Source organism: Alcanivorax quisquiliarum, from assembly GCF_023051175.1.
Lineage (GTDB): Bacteria > Pseudomonadota > Gammaproteobacteria > Pseudomonadales > Alcanivoracaceae > Isoalcanivorax > Isoalcanivorax quisquiliarum.
In genome coordinates this window covers 1-15,939 of record NZ_JALKII010000018.1, presented here as the reverse complement: position 1 = coordinate 15,939, position 15,939 = coordinate 1, and the positions used below count along the sequence as shown (strand labels likewise).

Below are 15,939 nucleotides of genomic sequence, written 5' to 3'. Positions count from 1 at the left end.
ACCGTGAAGCTGATCGCGCCGATCGCCATGGAAGACGGCCTGCGTTTTGCTATTCGTGAAGGTGGCCGTACTGTCGGCGCCGGCGTGGTAGCAAAAATTCTCGCCTAAGTGCAGGCTGGTTCTGGCACTCGGGCCGAGGTGCGTATACAGTGCCTCGGCCCACTGCGTTTGAGCAGTGAAGGTTAAAAAGTTACAGGCCAGTAGTTCAATTGGTAGAGCACCGGTCTCCAAAACCGGGGGTTGGGGGTTCGAGTCCCTCCTGGCCTGCCAAATTTTCCCGGCGCTACAGAGGTAGCGGGGTATCGGTAATGAGTGAAAAGGCAGAAACACAGTCCGGAACATCCGCACTCGAAGCCGTGAAGTGGCTGGTGGTGGCCTTGTTGGTGGGCGTGGCCGTGTGGGGCAACAGCTACTACGGTGATGTTTCTCCGCTATATCGGGCGCTCGCGGTGGGTGCTCTGGGTCTGGCGGCTGCATTCGTTGCGCTGCAAACGATACAGGGCCGTGCGTTCAATCAGCTTCGCAAGGATGCCATGGTGGAGGTGCGCAAGGTGGTCTGGCCAACGCGTCAGGAAACCGTGCAAACCACCCTTATCGTGTTGGCATTTGTGTTGCTGGTCTCCCTCATTTTGTTTTTCTTCGACTGGGTGCTCAACGGCATCGTGTCTCGAGTCATTGGTTAAGGGGTAGACATGGCGAAGCGCTGGTACGTTGTTCATGCCTATTCCGGCTTTGAGAAGTACGTCAAGCGAGCGCTTGAGGAACGGATCAAACTGCGGGAGATGGAAGAGCACTTCGGAGATATCCTGGTTCCCACTGAAGAAGTGGTCGAGATTCGAGGTGGCCAGAAGCGTCGCTCCGAGCGCAAGTTCTTTCCAGGCTATGTGCTGGTGCAGATGGAAATGAACGAAGCCAGCTGGCACCTGATCAAGGAAACCCCCAAAGTGATGGGCTTTATCGGCGGTACGCCGGACAAGCCGTCGCCAATCACCGACCGTGAAGCCGACGCCATTTTGCGGCGTATGGACGACAGTACCGACAAGCCGAAGCCGAAGACGCTGTTCGAGCCGGGTGAAGTGGTGCGGGTTATCGACGGCCCGTTTGCCGATTTCAACGGCGTGGTCGAGGAAGTGAATTACGAGAAGAGCCGCCTGCAGGTTGCAGTGCTGATCTTCGGCCGCTCCACGCCGGTGGAGCTGGAATTCGGTCAGGTCGAAAAGAGCTGACTTCGGGCGGGCTGTCGTAAGGTAGCCCGCCTGCTGGTGCCTGGTCGTCTGGCCAGGCTTATACAAACCTCAGGGGAGCCATAGCCGGGCGGCCAATGCACGGTGAGGCGATCGAACCCAAGGGAGTACCTCAATGGCGAAGAAAATCCAGGCCTACGTCAAGCTGCAAGTCGCAGCGGGCGCAGCCAACCCGAGCCCGCCTGTGGGCCCGGCGCTGGGTCAGCACGGCGTGAACATCATGGAGTTCTGCAAGGCGTTCAACGCGCAGACTCAGGAGATGGAAAAAGGCGCACCAGTGCCGGTAATCATCACCGTGTACAGCGACCGTTCCTTCACTTTTGTCATGAAGACGCCGCCTGCGGCGTTCCTGCTGAAGAAAGCGGCCGGCATCAAGAGCGGTTCCGGTGTGCCGAACAAAAACAAGGTGGGCAAGGTTACCCGTGCCCAGCTGGAAGATATCGCCAAGGCGAAAGAGCCGGACCTCACTGCAGCTGATCTGGATGCAGCGGTTCGTACCATTGCGGGCAGCGCCCGTTCCATGGGTCTGGACGTGGAGGAATAAGCATGGCCAAGCTTTCCAAACGCGCCCGCGCAATCCGTGAAAAAGTGGTACCGGGCAAGGTTTATGCTATCGACGAGGCCGTTGGCCTGCTGACCGAGCTGTCGACAGTGAAGTTCAAGGAATCCATCGACGCATCTATCAATCTGGGTGTCGATCCGCGCAAGTCCGACCAGAACGTGCGTGGCGCTTCTGTGCTGCCGCACGGCACCGGCAAGACTGTTCGCGTTGCTGTGTTTGCACAAGGCGCCAATGCTGATGTGGCCCGTGAAGCGGGTGCGGATGTAGTGGGCTTTGAAGATCTGGCCGAGCAGGTACAAGGCGGCGAGATCAACTTCGATGTAGTGATCGCTACTCCTGACGCCATGCGCGTTGTCGGCAAGCTCGGCACCATCCTGGGCCCACGCGGCCTGATGCCGAACCCGAAAGTGGGCACCGTGACCGCTGATGTGGCCACTGCCGTCAAGAACGCCAAGGGCGGCCAGGTGCGTTACCGCACCGATAAGGGCGGCATCATCCACTGCAATATCGGCCAGGTGGGTTTCGACGCCAATGCCGTGAAAGAAAACCTGGAGGCGCTGGTTGCTGATCTGAGAAGGATCAAGCCGCCGTCGTCCAAGGGGGTCTACCTGAAGAAGATTACCCTCTCGACCACCATGGGGCCGGGTCTGTCGATCGACCTGGCGACGCTGGCAGTCTGATTGGTAGTGCAAAACTAGCCGGTGGCGCGTTGGCGGCACCGGCTTTCGGACTTTGAGTTGCCCGCCTGACGGGCAAGCGTCAAAGACCACAGGCGCTCCTCCGGGAGCTTAAAACCCCAGCCTGCGTAGACGCGGTGTGGTTCAGGTTTCACTGTGCCCCCGCGCGTGAAGGTTCGCCTTCACGAAAAGGGTGACCGGCCAGCAGGCCGGTTGAAACTATATAGGAGATGACACAGTGGCTCTGAAACTGGAAGACAAGAAAGCCATCGTAGCAGCGGTGAAAGAAGCTGCCAGCGGTGCTTTCTCGGCTGTGGTCGCCGACTATCGCGGGCTGGACGTAGGGCAGATTACCGCCCTGCGCAACAAGGCTCGTGAGCACAACGTTTATGTGCGCGTTATTCGTAACACTCTGGCGCGTCGTGCGCTGGAAGATACGAACTTTGCGCTGCTGAACGAGTCGCTGGTCGGCCCCACACTGATTGGTCTGTCGATGTCCGAGAATGATATGGGCGCTGCTGCCCGTCTGTTCACGGAATTCGCCAAGGACAATGCCGAGCTGGAAATTCGATCCGGCGCGTTCGATGGCAAACTGTTCACTGGCAAAGACATTGATGTACTGGCCAAGCTCCCGAGCCGCGAACAGGCTCTGACCACGCTGGTATCGCTGCTGCAAGCACCGGTATCCAAGTTTGGTCGCCTGCTGACGGCGCTGAAGGAACAGAACGAAGAGCAGGCTGCCTGATCGCTGCCTGATCCACACCTGATCAAGATTTTTGGAGAATTGAACATGGCACTGTCCAAAGACGAAATCCTGAACGCCATCGGTGAGCTGTCCGTACTGGAGCTGGTCGAGCTGATTTCCGCGTTCGAAGAGAAGTTCAACGTATCTGCGGCTGCTGTAGCAGTAGCTGCTGCACCGGGTGCCGCAGGTGGCGCTGCCGCTGCTGAAGAGCAGACCGAGTTTGACGTTATCCTGACTGGTTTCGGCGACAAGAAAGTTGGCGTGATCAAGGCAGTACGTGAAGCTACCGGCCTGGGCCTGAAAGAAGCCAAGGACCTGGTAGAGGGCGCTCCGGCGCCGGTCAAGGAAGGTGTAGCGAAGGACGAAGCCGAAGCGATCAAGAAGAAGATCGAAGAGGCTGGTGGTACTGCAGAGCTGAAGTAAGCGCTTATGCGCCAGTCTTTCCGGCTAAGTGGGAAGACGCCGGCTGGCAGCTGTTTTCGGCTGCCAGCCTTTTGTCGTTTCTGACAAGAGGTTGTTCGCGGCGCCCTGATGCGTTGCCGCAGCCTCCGGTCTCGACCGGGGCATTTTCGTCCTGAGCCGGAAATGCAGCCAGGCTCAGGCCCTGTAAGTACAACACGCTAGCGTGTAAAGACGTCGCTTTCGAGTGATGTATCAACAGCCGAGGAACGCAGATGGCATACTCATTTACTGAGAAAAAGCGGATCCGCAAGAATTTCGGCAAGCTTCCCAAAGTCATGGAGGTACCTTACCTCCTGGCCATCCAGCTTGATTCGTATCGCACCTTCCTGCAACAGGATAAAGGTAGCGAAGCGCGTGAAGCCACGGGTCTGGAAGCTGCCTTCAACTCCGTGTTTCCGATCTCCAGCTATTCCGGCAACGCCGCGCTGGAGTATGCCGGTTATGAACTCGGCAAGCCTGTTTTTGACGTCAAGGAGTGCATGCTCCGTGGCGCGACTTATGCTGCCCCGCTGCGGGTTCGTATCCGCCTGGTGATTTACGACAAGGAATCATCTGGCGCGATCAAGGACATTCGCGAGCAGCAGGTATACATGGGCGAGATTCCGCTCATGACCGAGAACGGCACCTTTATCATCAACGGTACCGAGCGCGTGATCGTGTCTCAGCTGCACCGTTCACCCGGTGTGTTCTTCGATCACGACAAAGGCAAGACCCACAGCTCCGGCAAGCTGCTCTATTCGGCTCGGGTCATCCCCTACCGTGGTTCATGGCTCGACTTCGAGTTTGATCCCAAGGACCAGGTGTTCGTGCGGATCGACCGACGCCGCAAGCTGCCAGCGACCGTGCTCCTCCGTGCGCTGGGCTACAACTCTGATGAAATTCTCGAAATGTTCTTCGAGACCAATCAGATTGTGTATCAGGACGGCGTCTACAAGATGCGCCTGATCGCCGAGCGCCTGCGTGGCGAAACGGCGACGTTTGACATTCTCGCTGGCGACAAGGTGGTGGTCGAGATTGGCCGCCGCATTACTGCTCGTCACATTCGCGAGCTTGAAAAAGCCAATATCGAGTTTCTCGAAATTCCGGCGGAATACCTGCACGGCAAGGTGCTGGCGCGGTCGATCATTGATCAGGAGACCGGCGAAATTCTGGTGGAGTGCAACACCGAGCTGACTGCCGAGGTGTTGGAGAAGCTGGAAAAGGCGGGTGTGAACGAATTCGACACCCTGTACACCAACGATCTTGATCACGGCGCCTTCATGTCCGAGACCCTGCGTGCCGATGCGACACGCAGCCAGCTCGAAGCCCTGGTGGAAATCTACCGCATGATGCGTCCCGGCGAGCCGCCGACAAAGGATGCGGCAGAGAACCTGTTCAAGAACCTGTTTTTCACCGAAGAGCGTTACGATCTTTCCGGTGTTGGCCGGATGAAGTTCAACCGTCGTCTGGGCCGGGAAGAAACCGGTGGCCCCGGCATTCTGTATGACGGCCGCTACTTCAGTCTGCGCAACGACGAGGAAGGCAAGCGTTACTTCGAAGAAGTCGGCGACGGTTATTCCGACATTGTCGAAGTCATCCGCACTCTGGTTGATATCCGTAACGGCAATGGCATCGTCGATGACATCGACCACCTTGGGAACCGCCGTGTGCGCTCCGTGGGCGAGATGGCTGAAAACCAGTTCCGCGTTGGTCTGGTGCGTGTCGAGCGTGCAGTGAAAGAGCGCTTGAGCCTGGCAGAATCCGAAGGGCTGATGCCGCAGGATCTGATCAACTCGAAGCCGGTGGCTGCAGCCGTGAAGGAGTTTTTCGGCTCCTCGCAGTTGTCGCAGTTCATGGATCAGAACAACCCGCTCTCCGAGATCACCCACAAGCGTCGTGTTTCGGCGTTGGGCCCAGGTGGCCTGACCCGTGAGCGTGCCGGTTTTGAAGTGCGTGACGTGCACCCGACCCACTACGGCCGCGTGTGCCCGATTGAAACGCCGGAAGGCCCGAACATCGGCCTGATCAACTCGCTGGCTACCTATGCGCGTACCAACGATTACGGCTTCCTGGAGAGCACGTATCGCAAGGTGGTGGATGGCAAGGTGACCGACGAAATCGAATATCTGTCGGCGATCGAAGAAGCCGAGTGCGTGATTGCGCAGGCAGATTCGAAGATGGAAGACGGTCGTTTCGTCGAAGAGTTCGTGACCGTGCGGCATCACAATGAATTCACCGTAATGCAACCGGAGCAGATCACGCATATGGACGTTTCTCCGCACCAGGTGGTGTCGGTGGCGGCGGCGTTGATTCCGTTCCTGGAGCATGATGATGCCAACCGTGCGCTGATGGGCTCCAACATGCAGCGCCAGGCCGTGCCGACACTGCGTGCCGAAAAGCCGCTGGTGGGCACCGGTATGGAGCGTAACGTTGCCCGTGATTCCGGTGTGTGTGTGGTGGCACGTCGTGGCGGTGTGATCGACAAGGTGGATGCGGGTCGCATCATCGTCAAGGTGAACGACGACGAGATTGCCGAGGGCGAAGCCGGCGTCGATATCTACAATCTGACGAAATACACCCGTTCCAACCAGAACACCTGCATCAACCAGCGTCCGCTGGTGAAAGTGGGTGACGTGGTGGCACCGAAAGATATCCTGGCCGACGGCCCGTCCACCGACATGGGCGAGCTGGCACTGGGCCAGAATATGCGCGTCGCCTTCATGCCCTGGAACGGCTACAACTTCGAAGACTCGATCCTGATTTCGGAGCGCGTGGTGCGCGAAGATCGCTTCACCACCATCCATATTCAGGAGCTGACCTGTGTGGCTCGTGACACCAAGCTGGGGCCGGAGGAGATCACTTCCGATATTCCCAACGTGGGCGAGGCTGCACTGTCCAAGCTGGACGAGTCCGGCATCGTCTACATCGGTGCCGAAGTCGGCCCGGGCGATATTCTGGTGGGCAAGGTGACGCCGAAAGGCGAAACCCAGCTGACCCCGGAAGAAAAACTGCTGCGTGCGATCTTTGGTGAAAAAGCCTCCGACGTGAAGGACACCTCCTTGCGTGTTTCTTCCGGCGTGAAGGGCACCGTGATCGATGTGCAGGTGTTCACCCGCGATGGCGTCGATAAAGATGAGCGTGCCAAGCAGATCGAGCAGATGCAGCTGGATCAGTTCCGCAAGGACCTGAAAGACGAATACCGCATCCTCGAACTGGATTTGCTGGAGCGCTTGCGCCGCGAGCTGGTGGGTAAGAAGGTCAACGGCGGCGCCGGGCAGAAGCGTGGCACCGAGCTGACCAACGAGTTGCTCGACAGCCTCAAGCCCGAGCAGTGGTTCGAGCTGCGCCCGGCTGATGACGACGTAGCCGAACAGCTGGAACGTGCCCAGCAGTACCTTGAAGCGCACAAGAAAGAGCAGGAAGAGCGCTACAAGGACAAGCAGGGCAAGATCACCGGCGGTGATGACCTGGCGCACGGCGTGCTGAAGATCGTCAAGGTTTACCTTGCCATCAAGCGTCGCATTCAGCCGGGCGACAAGATGGCCGGCCGTCACGGTAACAAGGGTGTGATCTCCGTGATCATGCCGGAAGAAGATATGCCGTATGACGAGCACGGTGTGCCGGTGGATCTGGTGCTCAACCCGCTGGGTGTACCGTCGCGGATGAACATCGGGCAAATTCTCGAAACCCACCTGGGCTGGGCCGCCAAGGGCCTGGGCGAGAAGATCGGTCGCATGCTCGACGAGCAGAAGAAGGTTGCCGAGGTGCGCGAATTCCTGGAGCGGATGTATAACCAGACCGGGGACGTGCATAACCTGGAAGACCTGAAGACGTTCAGCGATGCTGAAATCGTCGAGCTGGCTCAGAACCTGCGTGCGGGTGTGCCAATGGCAACACCGGTATTCGATGGCGCGCAGGAACATGAGATCAAAGCGTTGCTTGAGCTCGCCGATCTGGAGCCGTCCGGGCAGTCGGTGCTGTGGGATGGCCGTACCGGTGAGAAATTCGATCGCCCGGTAACGGTTGGCTACATGTATATGCTGAAGCTGAACCACCTGGTGGACGACAAGATGCACGCGCGTTCAACCGGCTCGTACAGCCTGGTTACCCAGCAGCCGCTGGGCGGGAAGGCACAGTTCGGTGGTCAGCGGTTTGGTGAGATGGAGGTGTGGGCGCTGGAAGCCTATGGCGCAGCGTACACCCTGCAGGAAATGCTTACGGTGAAATCGGACGATGTGAATGGCCGGACGCGCATTTACAAGAACATCGTCGATGGCGATCACCGTATGGATCCGGGCATGCCGGAATCCTTCAATGTATTGCTGAAGGAAATCCGCTCCCTCGGTATCAATATCGAGCTGGAAAACGACTGATCCGGTGATCCGGTTCGCCGGATCACCGATTGCCCGGATTAACGAATAGCGAGCTAACGCTCCTGTTGGAGGACTGGCCTTGAAAGACTTGCTGAATCTTCTTAAAAGTCAGGGACAAGTCACTGAGTTTGATAAACTCAAGATCGGTCTGGCGCCGCCGGATCTGATCCGTTCTTGGTCCTTTGGTGAGGTCAAGAAACCTGAAACGATCAACTACCGTACCTTCAAGCCGGAACGGGATGGCCTGTTCTGCGCCCGTATCTTTGGCCCGATCAAGGATTACGAGTGCCTGTGCGGCAAGTACAAGCGGCTGAAGCACCGTGGTGTGATCTGTGAGAAATGCGGTGTCGAAGTGACGCTGTCGAAAGTGCGCCGTGATCGCATGGGGCACATTGAGCTGGCCAGCCCGGTTGCACACATCTGGTTCCTGAAATCGCTGCCGTCCCGCATCGGTCTGATGCTGGATATGACGCTGCGTGACATCGAGCGTGTGCTGTACTTCGAATCCTTCGTGGTGATCGAGCCGGGTATGACCGATCTCGAACAGGGCCAGATTCTCAACGATGAAGAGTACTTCGAGAAGCTGGAAGAGTTCGGTGACGAGTTCGACGCCCGCATGGGTGCCGAAGCAGTTCAGGCACTACTGGAAAAACTCGATCTTGAGCAGGATATTGCCGATCTGCGCGAAGAGATCGAATCCACCGGCTCCGACACCAAGCTGAAGAAGCTGTCCAAGCGGCTCAAGCTGATGGAAGCGTTCCAGGCTTCGGGTAACCGTCCGGAATGGATGATCATGACGGTGCTGCCGGTGTTGCCGCCGGATCTGCGTCCGCTGGTGCCGCTGGATGGTGGCCGCTTTGCGACCTCGGATCTCAACGATCTGTATCGCCGTGTGATCAACCGCAACAACCGCCTCAAGCGTCTGCTGGATCTGGCTGCGCCGGATATCATCGTGCGCAACGAAAAGCGGATGTTGCAGGAATCCGTGGATGCGCTGCTGGATAACGGCCGCCGTGGCCGCGCCATCACCGGCTCCAACAAGCGCCCGCTGAAATCGCTGGCCGACATGATCAAGGGCAAGCAGGGCCGGTTCCGTCAGAATTTGCTCGGCAAGCGCGTGGACTACTCCGGTCGTTCCGTGATCGTGGTTGGGCCAACGCTGAAACTGCACGAATGTGGCCTGCCGAAGAAAATGGCGCTGGAGCTGTTCAAGCCGTTCATCTTTGCCAAGCTGGAAGGGCGTGGCCTGGCGACTACCATCAAGGCCGCCAAGAAAATGGTCGAGCGCGAAACCGCCGAGGTCTGGGATATCCTGGCCGAAGTGATCCGCGAGCACCCGGTGCTGCTGAACCGCGCACCGACGTTGCACCGTCTGGGTATCCAGGCGTTCGAGCCGGTGCTGATCGAAGGTAAGGCGATCCAGCTGCATCCGCTGGTGTGTGCGGCGTTCAACGCCGACTTCGACGGTGACCAGATGGCGGTGCACGTTCCGCTGACTCTGGAAGCCCAGCTCGAAGCCCGTGCGCTGATGATGTCCACCAACAACATCCTGTCGCCGGCCAGCGGTGAGCCGATCATCGTGCCGACACAGGACGTGGTACTCGGCCTTTACTACATCACCCGTGACCGCGTGAATGCGCTGGGTGAAGGCATGTACTTCACGGATGCCCGGGAAGTGAGCCGCGCACTGGGCAACAATGCCATTGATCTGCACGCACGCATCAAGGTGCGCATCAATGAAACCGTGAACGACAAGGATGGCAATATCACGGAGCGCACGTTTATCGCGGATACCACAGCGGGCCGTTGCAAGCTGTGGGAAATCGTGCCGAAGGGGATTGCGTTCGACGCGGTCAACCAGCCGATGACCAAGAAGGCGGTGTCACGTCTGCTGAACCAGTGCTACCGCATTCTGGGCACCAAGCAGACCTGTATCTTTGCCGACCAGCTGATGTATCTCGGTTTCCGGGAAGCCACCCACTCGGGCTCGTCTGTGGGCATCGAGGACATGGTGATCCCCACCGAGAAAGTGACCATTCTGGCCAGCGCCGAAGACGAGGTGCGCGAGATCGAGGAGCAGTTTGCTTCCGGTCTGGTGACTCGTGGCGAGCGCTACAACAAAGTGGTCGATATCTGGTCGCGCACCAACGATCAGATTGCCAAGGCCATGATGGATAACCTCAAGAGCGAAACGGTCATCAACCGGAAGGGTGAGGAAGAGCAGCAAGGCTCCTTCAACCCGATCTGGATGATGGCGGATTCCGGCGCTCGGGGCTCCGCTGCGCAAATTCGTCAGCTGGCAGGTATGCGTGGCCTGATGGCCAAGCCGGATGGCTCGATCATCGAGACGCCGATTACCTCCAACTTCCGTGAGGGGCTGAACGTACTTCAGTACTTCATCTCCACTCACGGTGCGCGTAAGGGCCTGGCTGATACGGCACTGAAGACAGCCAACTCCGGTTACCTGACCCGCCGCCTGGTGGATGTTGCTCAGGATCTGGTGGTCACAGAGCTGGATTGCGGCACCGAGAACGGCCTGTTGATGACGCCGCTGATCGAAGGTGGTGATGTTGTCGAGCCGCTTCGCGAGCGCGTACTGGGCCGTGTAGTTGCCCGCGACGTGATTGCACCGGGTACCGATGATGTGCTGGCCGAGGCGGGCACCCTGCTCGACGAGAACTTGGTGGATCTGCTGGAAGACAGCGGTGTTGACGAAGTGATGGTGCGCTCGGCGATCAGCTGCGCAACCCGTTACGGCGTCTGCGCCCAGTGCTACGGCCGGGATCTGGCCCGTGGCCACCGTATCAATATCGGCGAGGCGGTGGGTGTTATCGCTGCCCAGTCGATCGGTGAGCCGGGCACCCAGCTGACCATGCGTACGTTCCATATCGGTGGTGCGGCGAGCCGGGCTTCGGCAATCGCCAGCATCCAGATCAAGCATGGCGGCAGCGTGCGTCTGCACAACATCAAGACGGTGGCGCACAAGGACGGCCTGGTGGCTGTTTCGCGCTCCGGCGAGCTGGCAGTGGCGGATGAAATCGGCCGTGAACGTGAGCGCTACAAGGTGCCTTACGGTGCGCTGATCACCGCCAACGATGGCGACATGGTGGAAGGCGGGCAGATCGTGGCCACCTGGGACCCGCATACTCACCCGATCATTGCCGAAGTTGAAGGCCGGGTGCAGTTCGGCGATATGGAAGAAGGCATCACCGTCAACTACACCACGGATGAGCTGACCGGCCTGACCACCATCGAGCTGATCGATGCCAAGGATCGTCCGACTTCCGGCAAGGATCTGCGTCCGGTGATTCGGGTGCTGGATGCCAAGGGCAAGCCGGTGAACATGCCGAACTCAGACACGCCGGCCCAATACTACCTGCCGGCCGGCTCGTTGACGGGCCTGCGTGATGGCGCTGAAATTCGCATTGGTGACGTGATTGCGCGGATTCCACAGGAATCCTCCAAGACGCGGGATATCACCGGTGGTCTGCCGCGCGTGGCGGATCTGTTCGAAGCTCGCCAGCCGAAAGAAGCAGCGATTCTGGCCGAGAAGAGCGGTGTGGTGTCGTTCGGTAAAGAGACCAAAGGCAAGGTGCGACTGGTCATCACCCCGGACGACGGCGGCGACGTGCACGAGGAGCTGATCCCGAAATGGCGCCAGCTGAACGTGTTCGAAGGTGAGCAGGTGGCCAAGGGTGAGGTGATCTCCGATGGCCCGCTGAACCCGCACGACATCCTGCGCCTGCTGGGCGAGACAGAGCTTGCGCGCTATATCGTCAACGAAGTGCAGGAGGTTTACCGCCTGCAAGGTGTGAAGATCAACGACAAGCACATTGAAGTGATCATCCGTCAGATGCTGCGCAAGGTGGAAATCAGCGAAGTGGGCGAATCGTCCTTCATCAAGGGCGAGCAGGTCGAGCTGGCGCGTGTGCTGACTGAAATCGATCGCCTGAAGGCGGCCGACAAGATGTTGCCGCGTTACGAGCGTATGTTGCTGGGTATCACCAAGGCATCGCTGGCCACCGAATCGTTCATCTCCGCGGCCTCCTTCCAGGAGACCACCCGGGTGTTGACCGAAGCGGCGGTAACCGGCAAGGAAGACGGTCTCCGCGGCCTGAAAGAGAACGTGGTTGTGGGTCGTCTGATCCCGGCCGGTACGGGCTATGCCTACCACATGGAGCGCCGTCGTCAGCGCGATCTGGCCCGCGGGCCGGAAGCACCGACCATGGATGAGGTGGAGCAGGCATTGTCCGAGGCACTCAGTTTCTCCAACGAGAACTGATTGCTGGCCGGCTTTGGCCGGTGAGTGCAAAAAAATGAGGGAGGAAGAGGCCCCGCTGGCTTGACTTGCCGCGGGGTCGTTCCCTAGAATTCGCACCCTTTCGGGTGACGTATTTCAGGGTCATCCCGGTTATCGTCACAGAAATGTAAGCGTGGAGCATTAGTTTTCATGGCAACCATAAACCAGCTGGTGCGCAAGCCGCGCAAGAGCAAGGTAGAAAAAAGTGACTCCGTGGCGTTGCAGGGCAGCCCGCAGCGTCGTGGTGTCTGTACTCGCGTGTACACCACCACCCCGAAGAAGCCGAACTCCGCGCTGCGCAAGGTTTGCCGTGTGCGCCTGACGAACGGCTACGAGGTCAGCTCCTACATCGGTGGCGAAGGCCACAACCTGCAGGAGCACTCCGTGGTATTGATTCGTGGTGGCCGGGTGAAGGATCTGCCGGGTGTGCGTTACCACACCGTGCGCGGCACCCTGGATACTGCGGGTGTAAACGGTCGTCAGCAGCGCCGCTCCAAGTACGGCGCCAAGCGTCCGAAGAAATAACGCAAGGCTGCGCCAGAGGGCGCTGTCTGTCGTTTCGATGCCGCTGCTCCCGAGCGGGGTGGCTGGTACCGGAAAGGAAGCCGCTGGCTTCCTTTCGTCGTTGCATCGGTTGCAGATGTGATGGCAAAGCGGAGCCATGGCTCCATTCAGACTACCGCAAGCGAGTGCTTGCGGCGGGATGAGTAAGGACGGGCTGCCCATGTCGGGCTGTCCCGGTTAACCCTGAAGCATTCCCCGCCCTGCGGGGTTGTAAGAGGAACACATCCATGCCAAGAAGACGCGTCGCCGCCAAACGCGAGATCCTGCCGGACCCGAAATTCGGAAGCCAGCTGCTCGCGAAGTTCATCAACCACGTCATGGAATCCGGCAAGAAGTCGGTCGCCGAGCGCATTGTTTATGGTGCTCTGGACGTTGTCGAAGAGCGCAAGAAGGCCGAGCCGCTTGAGTATTTCGAGAAAGCCCTCGATGCCATCCGTCCGATGGTAGAAGTGAAGTCCCGCCGGGTAGGTGGCGCCACCTACCAGGTGCCGGTGGAGGTTCGCCCCAGCCGCCGTACCGCGCTGGCCATGCGTTGGCTGGTGGACGCCGCCCGCAAGCGTGGCGAGAAAAGCATGGCTGCCCGTCTGGCCGGTGAGATCCTGGACGCAGCGGAAGGCAAGGGTTCTGCCATTCGCAAGCGGGAAGATGTTCACCGCATGGCAGAAGCCAACAAGGCCTTCTCTCACTATCGCTTCTGATCGGGGCACGCATTGGGCCAGTCTGCAGGCAGACTGGCCCCCACATTCGCAGCAAAGCATGACGTGAGGATAGCAACGTGGCACGCAAGACTCCTCTGAATCGCTACAGAAATATCGGTATCAGCGCTCACATTGACGCGGGCAAGACGACAACTTCCGAGCGGATTCTGTTTTACACAGGTGTTTCCCACAAGATCGGTGAAACCCACGATGGCGCCGCCACCATGGACTGGATGGAGCAGGAGCAGGAGCGGGGTATCACCATTACCTCAGCGGCGACCACCTGCTTCTGGAGTGGCATGGCGAAGCAGTTCCCCGAGCACCGGATCAACATCATCGATACTCCGGGGCACGTAGACTTTACCATTGAGGTAGAGCGTTCCATGCGTGTGCTGGATGGTGCGGTAATGGTTTACTGCGCTGTGGGTGGTGTGCAGCCGCAGTCCGAGACGGTATGGCGCCAGGCCAACAAATATTCCGTCCCCCGTCTTGCTTTCATCAACAAGATGGACCGGACCGGCGCAAATTTCCTGCGTGTGGTCGAGCAGATGAAAAAGCGCCTGGGTGCAAACCCGGTGCCGATGCAGCTGCCGATTGGCGAGGAAGAGAATTTCAAGGGCGTGGTGGATCTGATCACCATGAAGGCCATCTGGTGGAGCGAAGCTGATCAGGGGCTTTCCTTCGAGCTGAAAGATCCGCCTGCAGAGATGCTGGAGCAGTGCGAAGAGTACCGTGAAAAGCTGATCGAAAGCGCAGCAGAAGCCAACGAAGAGCTGATGGAAAAGTACCTGGGCGGCGACGAGCTGACCGAGGAGGAAATCCACGGCGCGCTGCGTCAGCGAGTGCTGGCGGGTGAAATCGTGCCGACTTTCTGTGGCTCCGCGTTCAAGAACAAGGGCGTGCAGGCGATGCTGGATGGCGTCATCCACTACCTGCCGGCGCCGGACGATGTCGAATCCATCCGCGGTGAGTTGCCCAACGGCGAGGCGGCGGAGCGGCACTCTGCTGATGATGAGCCCTTCGCGGCGCTGGCGTTCAAGATTGCCACCGACCCGTTCGTTGGCTCGTTGACGTTCGTGCGGGTGTACTCGGGCGTGCTCAGCTCGGGTGAAACCGTACTCAACGCCACCAAGGACAAGAAAGAGCGCATCGGCCGTCTGCTGCAAATGCACGCCAACAGCCGGGAAGAGATCAAGGAAGTGCGTGCGGGTGATATCTGTGCGTGTGTTGGCCTCAAGGAAGTCACCACCGGTGAAACCCTGTGCTCGCTGGAAAAGCCGATCATCCTGGAGCGCATGGAGTTCCCGGAGCCGGTAATTTCCGTGGCGGTTGAGCCGAAGTCGAAAGCAGATCAGGAAAAGATGGGTATTGCACTGGGCCGTCTGGCACAGGAAGACCCGTCGTTCCGTGTGCATTCCGACGAAGAATCCGGTCAGACCATCATTTCCGGTATGGGTGAGCTGCACCTGGAGATTCTGGTCGAGCGGATGAAGCGTGAATTCAACGTGGACGCGAACATCGGTGCACCGCAGGTTGCGTATCGCGAGACGATCACCAAAGCGGTGGAAGCAGAAGGCAAGTTCGTCAAGCAGTCTGGTGGTCGCGGGCAGTACGGGCACGTGCGCGTACGTCTGGAGCCGCTGGGTGCCGACAGCGAGCAGGAGTTCATCTTCGAAGAAGAAATTCACGGTGGTGTGGTACCGAAAGAGTACTTCAACGCTATCGAGAAGGGCATCCGCGAGCAGCTGAAGTCGGGTGTGCTGGCAGGGTTCCCCGTGCTGGGCGTGAAAGCGACGCTGTACGATGGTTCCTACCACGAAGTGGATTCCAACGAAAATGCGTTCCGCATGGCGGGTGCGCTGTCTGTGCGTGAAGGCGCACCCAAGGCAGGCATCGTGCTGCTGGAGCCGATGATGAAGGTCGAAGTGGAGACGCCCGAAGAGTACATGGGCGACATCATGGGTGACCTGAACCGTCGTCGTGGCATCGTCCAGGGCATGGAAGACATTCCGGGTGGCAGCAAGCAGTTGAAGGCCGAGGTGCCGCTGTCGGAAATGTTTGGTTATGCTACGGCGCTGCGCTCTGCTTCCCAGGGCCGTGCCACTTACAGCATGGAGTTCATCCGCTACGCGGAAACCCCGAATAACGTGGCGCAGGAAGTCATCAAGAACCGGGGCTGACAAGCCCCGGTAGCCGGACAGTAAAACGTAAAGAATATAGAGGATATATCCGTGGCAAAGGCAAAGTTCGAACGTAACAAACCGCACCTGAACGTAGGCACGATTGGTCACGTTGACCATGGCAAGACGACGCTGACCGCTGCGCTGACCCGCGT

General features: G+C 59.0%; 13 protein-coding genes and 1 tRNA gene. All 14 read left to right on the top strand.

The window, feature by feature from the left end:
* On the top strand, positions 1-108 hold a 108-nt coding region (locus MU846_RS14695), incomplete at its 5' end, for an EF-Tu C-terminal domain-related protein (protein ID WP_306799406.1).
* A gap of 86 nt (positions 109-194) precedes the next feature.
* Positions 195-270, top strand: a tRNA-Trp gene (locus tag MU846_RS14265).
* 38 nt (positions 271-308) lie between these two features.
* Complete coding sequence (secE, locus tag MU846_RS14260; RefSeq protein ID WP_246953912.1) at positions 309-683, top strand: preprotein translocase subunit SecE; 375 nt, start codon at positions 309-311, stop codon at positions 681-683.
* Between the two features lie 9 nt (positions 684-692).
* On the top strand, positions 693-1,226 hold the full coding sequence (nusG, locus tag MU846_RS14255) for a transcription termination/antitermination protein NusG (RefSeq protein WP_246953910.1): 534 nt from the start codon (positions 693-695) through the stop codon (positions 1,224-1,226).
* Between the two features lie 133 nt (positions 1,227-1,359).
* Positions 1,360-1,788 carry a 50S ribosomal protein L11 gene (gene rplK / locus MU846_RS14250; RefSeq protein WP_246953908.1) on the top strand — a complete coding sequence of 143 codons (429 nt, stop codon included), beginning with the start codon at positions 1,360-1,362 and terminating at the stop codon, positions 1,786-1,788.
* A 2-nt stretch (positions 1,789-1,790) separates the two neighbouring features.
* Positions 1,791-2,486, top strand: coding sequence for a 50S ribosomal protein L1 (gene rplA / locus MU846_RS14245; protein WP_246953906.1), 696 nt, complete (start codon positions 1,791-1,793; stop codon positions 2,484-2,486).
* Between the two features lie 235 nt (positions 2,487-2,721).
* The gene (gene rplJ, locus MU846_RS14240) at positions 2,722-3,228 is read left to right on the top strand and encodes a 50S ribosomal protein L10 (protein ID WP_246953904.1); all 507 of its coding nucleotides are present in this window, start codon (positions 2,722-2,724) and stop codon (positions 3,226-3,228) included.
* Positions 3,229-3,273: 45 nt separating this feature from the next.
* A complete protein-coding gene (gene rplL / locus MU846_RS14235) occupies positions 3,274-3,651 on the top strand; it encodes a 50S ribosomal protein L7/L12 (RefSeq protein WP_246953902.1) in 378 nt (125 codons plus the stop codon).
* Positions 3,652-3,902: 251 nt separating this feature from the next.
* Entirely contained in the window at positions 3,903-8,042 is a 4,140-nt protein-coding gene (rpoB, locus tag MU846_RS14230) for a DNA-directed RNA polymerase subunit beta (RefSeq protein ID WP_246953900.1), read from the top strand.
* Positions 8,043-8,121: 79 nt separating this feature from the next.
* Entirely contained in the window at positions 8,122-12,324 is a 4,203-nt protein-coding gene (gene rpoC, locus MU846_RS14225; RefSeq protein WP_246953898.1) for a DNA-directed RNA polymerase subunit beta', read from the top strand.
* A 168-nt stretch (positions 12,325-12,492) separates the two neighbouring features.
* Complete coding sequence (gene rpsL, locus MU846_RS14220) at positions 12,493-12,867, top strand: 30S ribosomal protein S12 (RefSeq protein WP_246953896.1); 375 nt, start codon at positions 12,493-12,495, stop codon at positions 12,865-12,867.
* 266 nt (positions 12,868-13,133) lie between these two features.
* Positions 13,134-13,604 (top strand): 30S ribosomal protein S7, encoded by a 471-nt coding sequence (gene rpsG, locus MU846_RS14215; protein ID WP_246953894.1) that lies wholly within the window; start codon positions 13,134-13,136, stop codon positions 13,602-13,604.
* 77 nt (positions 13,605-13,681) lie between these two features.
* Positions 13,682-15,784 carry an elongation factor G gene (gene fusA / locus MU846_RS14210; protein WP_246953892.1) on the top strand — a complete coding sequence of 701 codons (2,103 nt, stop codon included), beginning with the start codon at positions 13,682-13,684 and terminating at the stop codon, positions 15,782-15,784.
* Positions 15,785-15,835: 51 nt separating this feature from the next.
* Positions 15,836-15,939 (top strand): GTP-binding protein (locus MU846_RS14205; RefSeq protein ID WP_246953914.1); only part of this gene is annotated, 104 nt, incomplete at its 3' end.

Bases quoted from the DNA above. Each gene is read 5' to 3' on its own strand.
- nusG (WP_246953910.1), top strand. From the start codon at position 693: ATGGCGAAGCGCTGGTACGTTGTTCATGCCTATTCCGGCTTTGAGAAG.
- rpsL (WP_246953896.1), top strand. From the start codon at position 12,493: ATGGCAACCATAAACCAGCTGGTGCGCAAGCCGCGCAAGAGCAAGGTA.
- rplL (WP_246953902.1), top strand. From the start codon at position 3,274: ATGGCACTGTCCAAAGACGAAATCCTGAACGCCATCGGTGAGCTGTCC.
- rpoB (WP_246953900.1), top strand. From the start codon at position 3,903: ATGGCATACTCATTTACTGAGAAAAAGCGGATCCGCAAGAATTTCGGC.
- rplK (WP_246953908.1), top strand. From the start codon at position 1,360: ATGGCGAAGAAAATCCAGGCCTACGTCAAGCTGCAAGTCGCAGCGGGC.
- rplA (WP_246953906.1), top strand. From the start codon at position 1,791: ATGGCCAAGCTTTCCAAACGCGCCCGCGCAATCCGTGAAAAAGTGGTA.
- rpsG (WP_246953894.1), top strand. From the start codon at position 13,134: ATGCCAAGAAGACGCGTCGCCGCCAAACGCGAGATCCTGCCGGACCCG.
- secE (WP_246953912.1), top strand. From the start codon at position 309: ATGAGTGAAAAGGCAGAAACACAGTCCGGAACATCCGCACTCGAAGCC.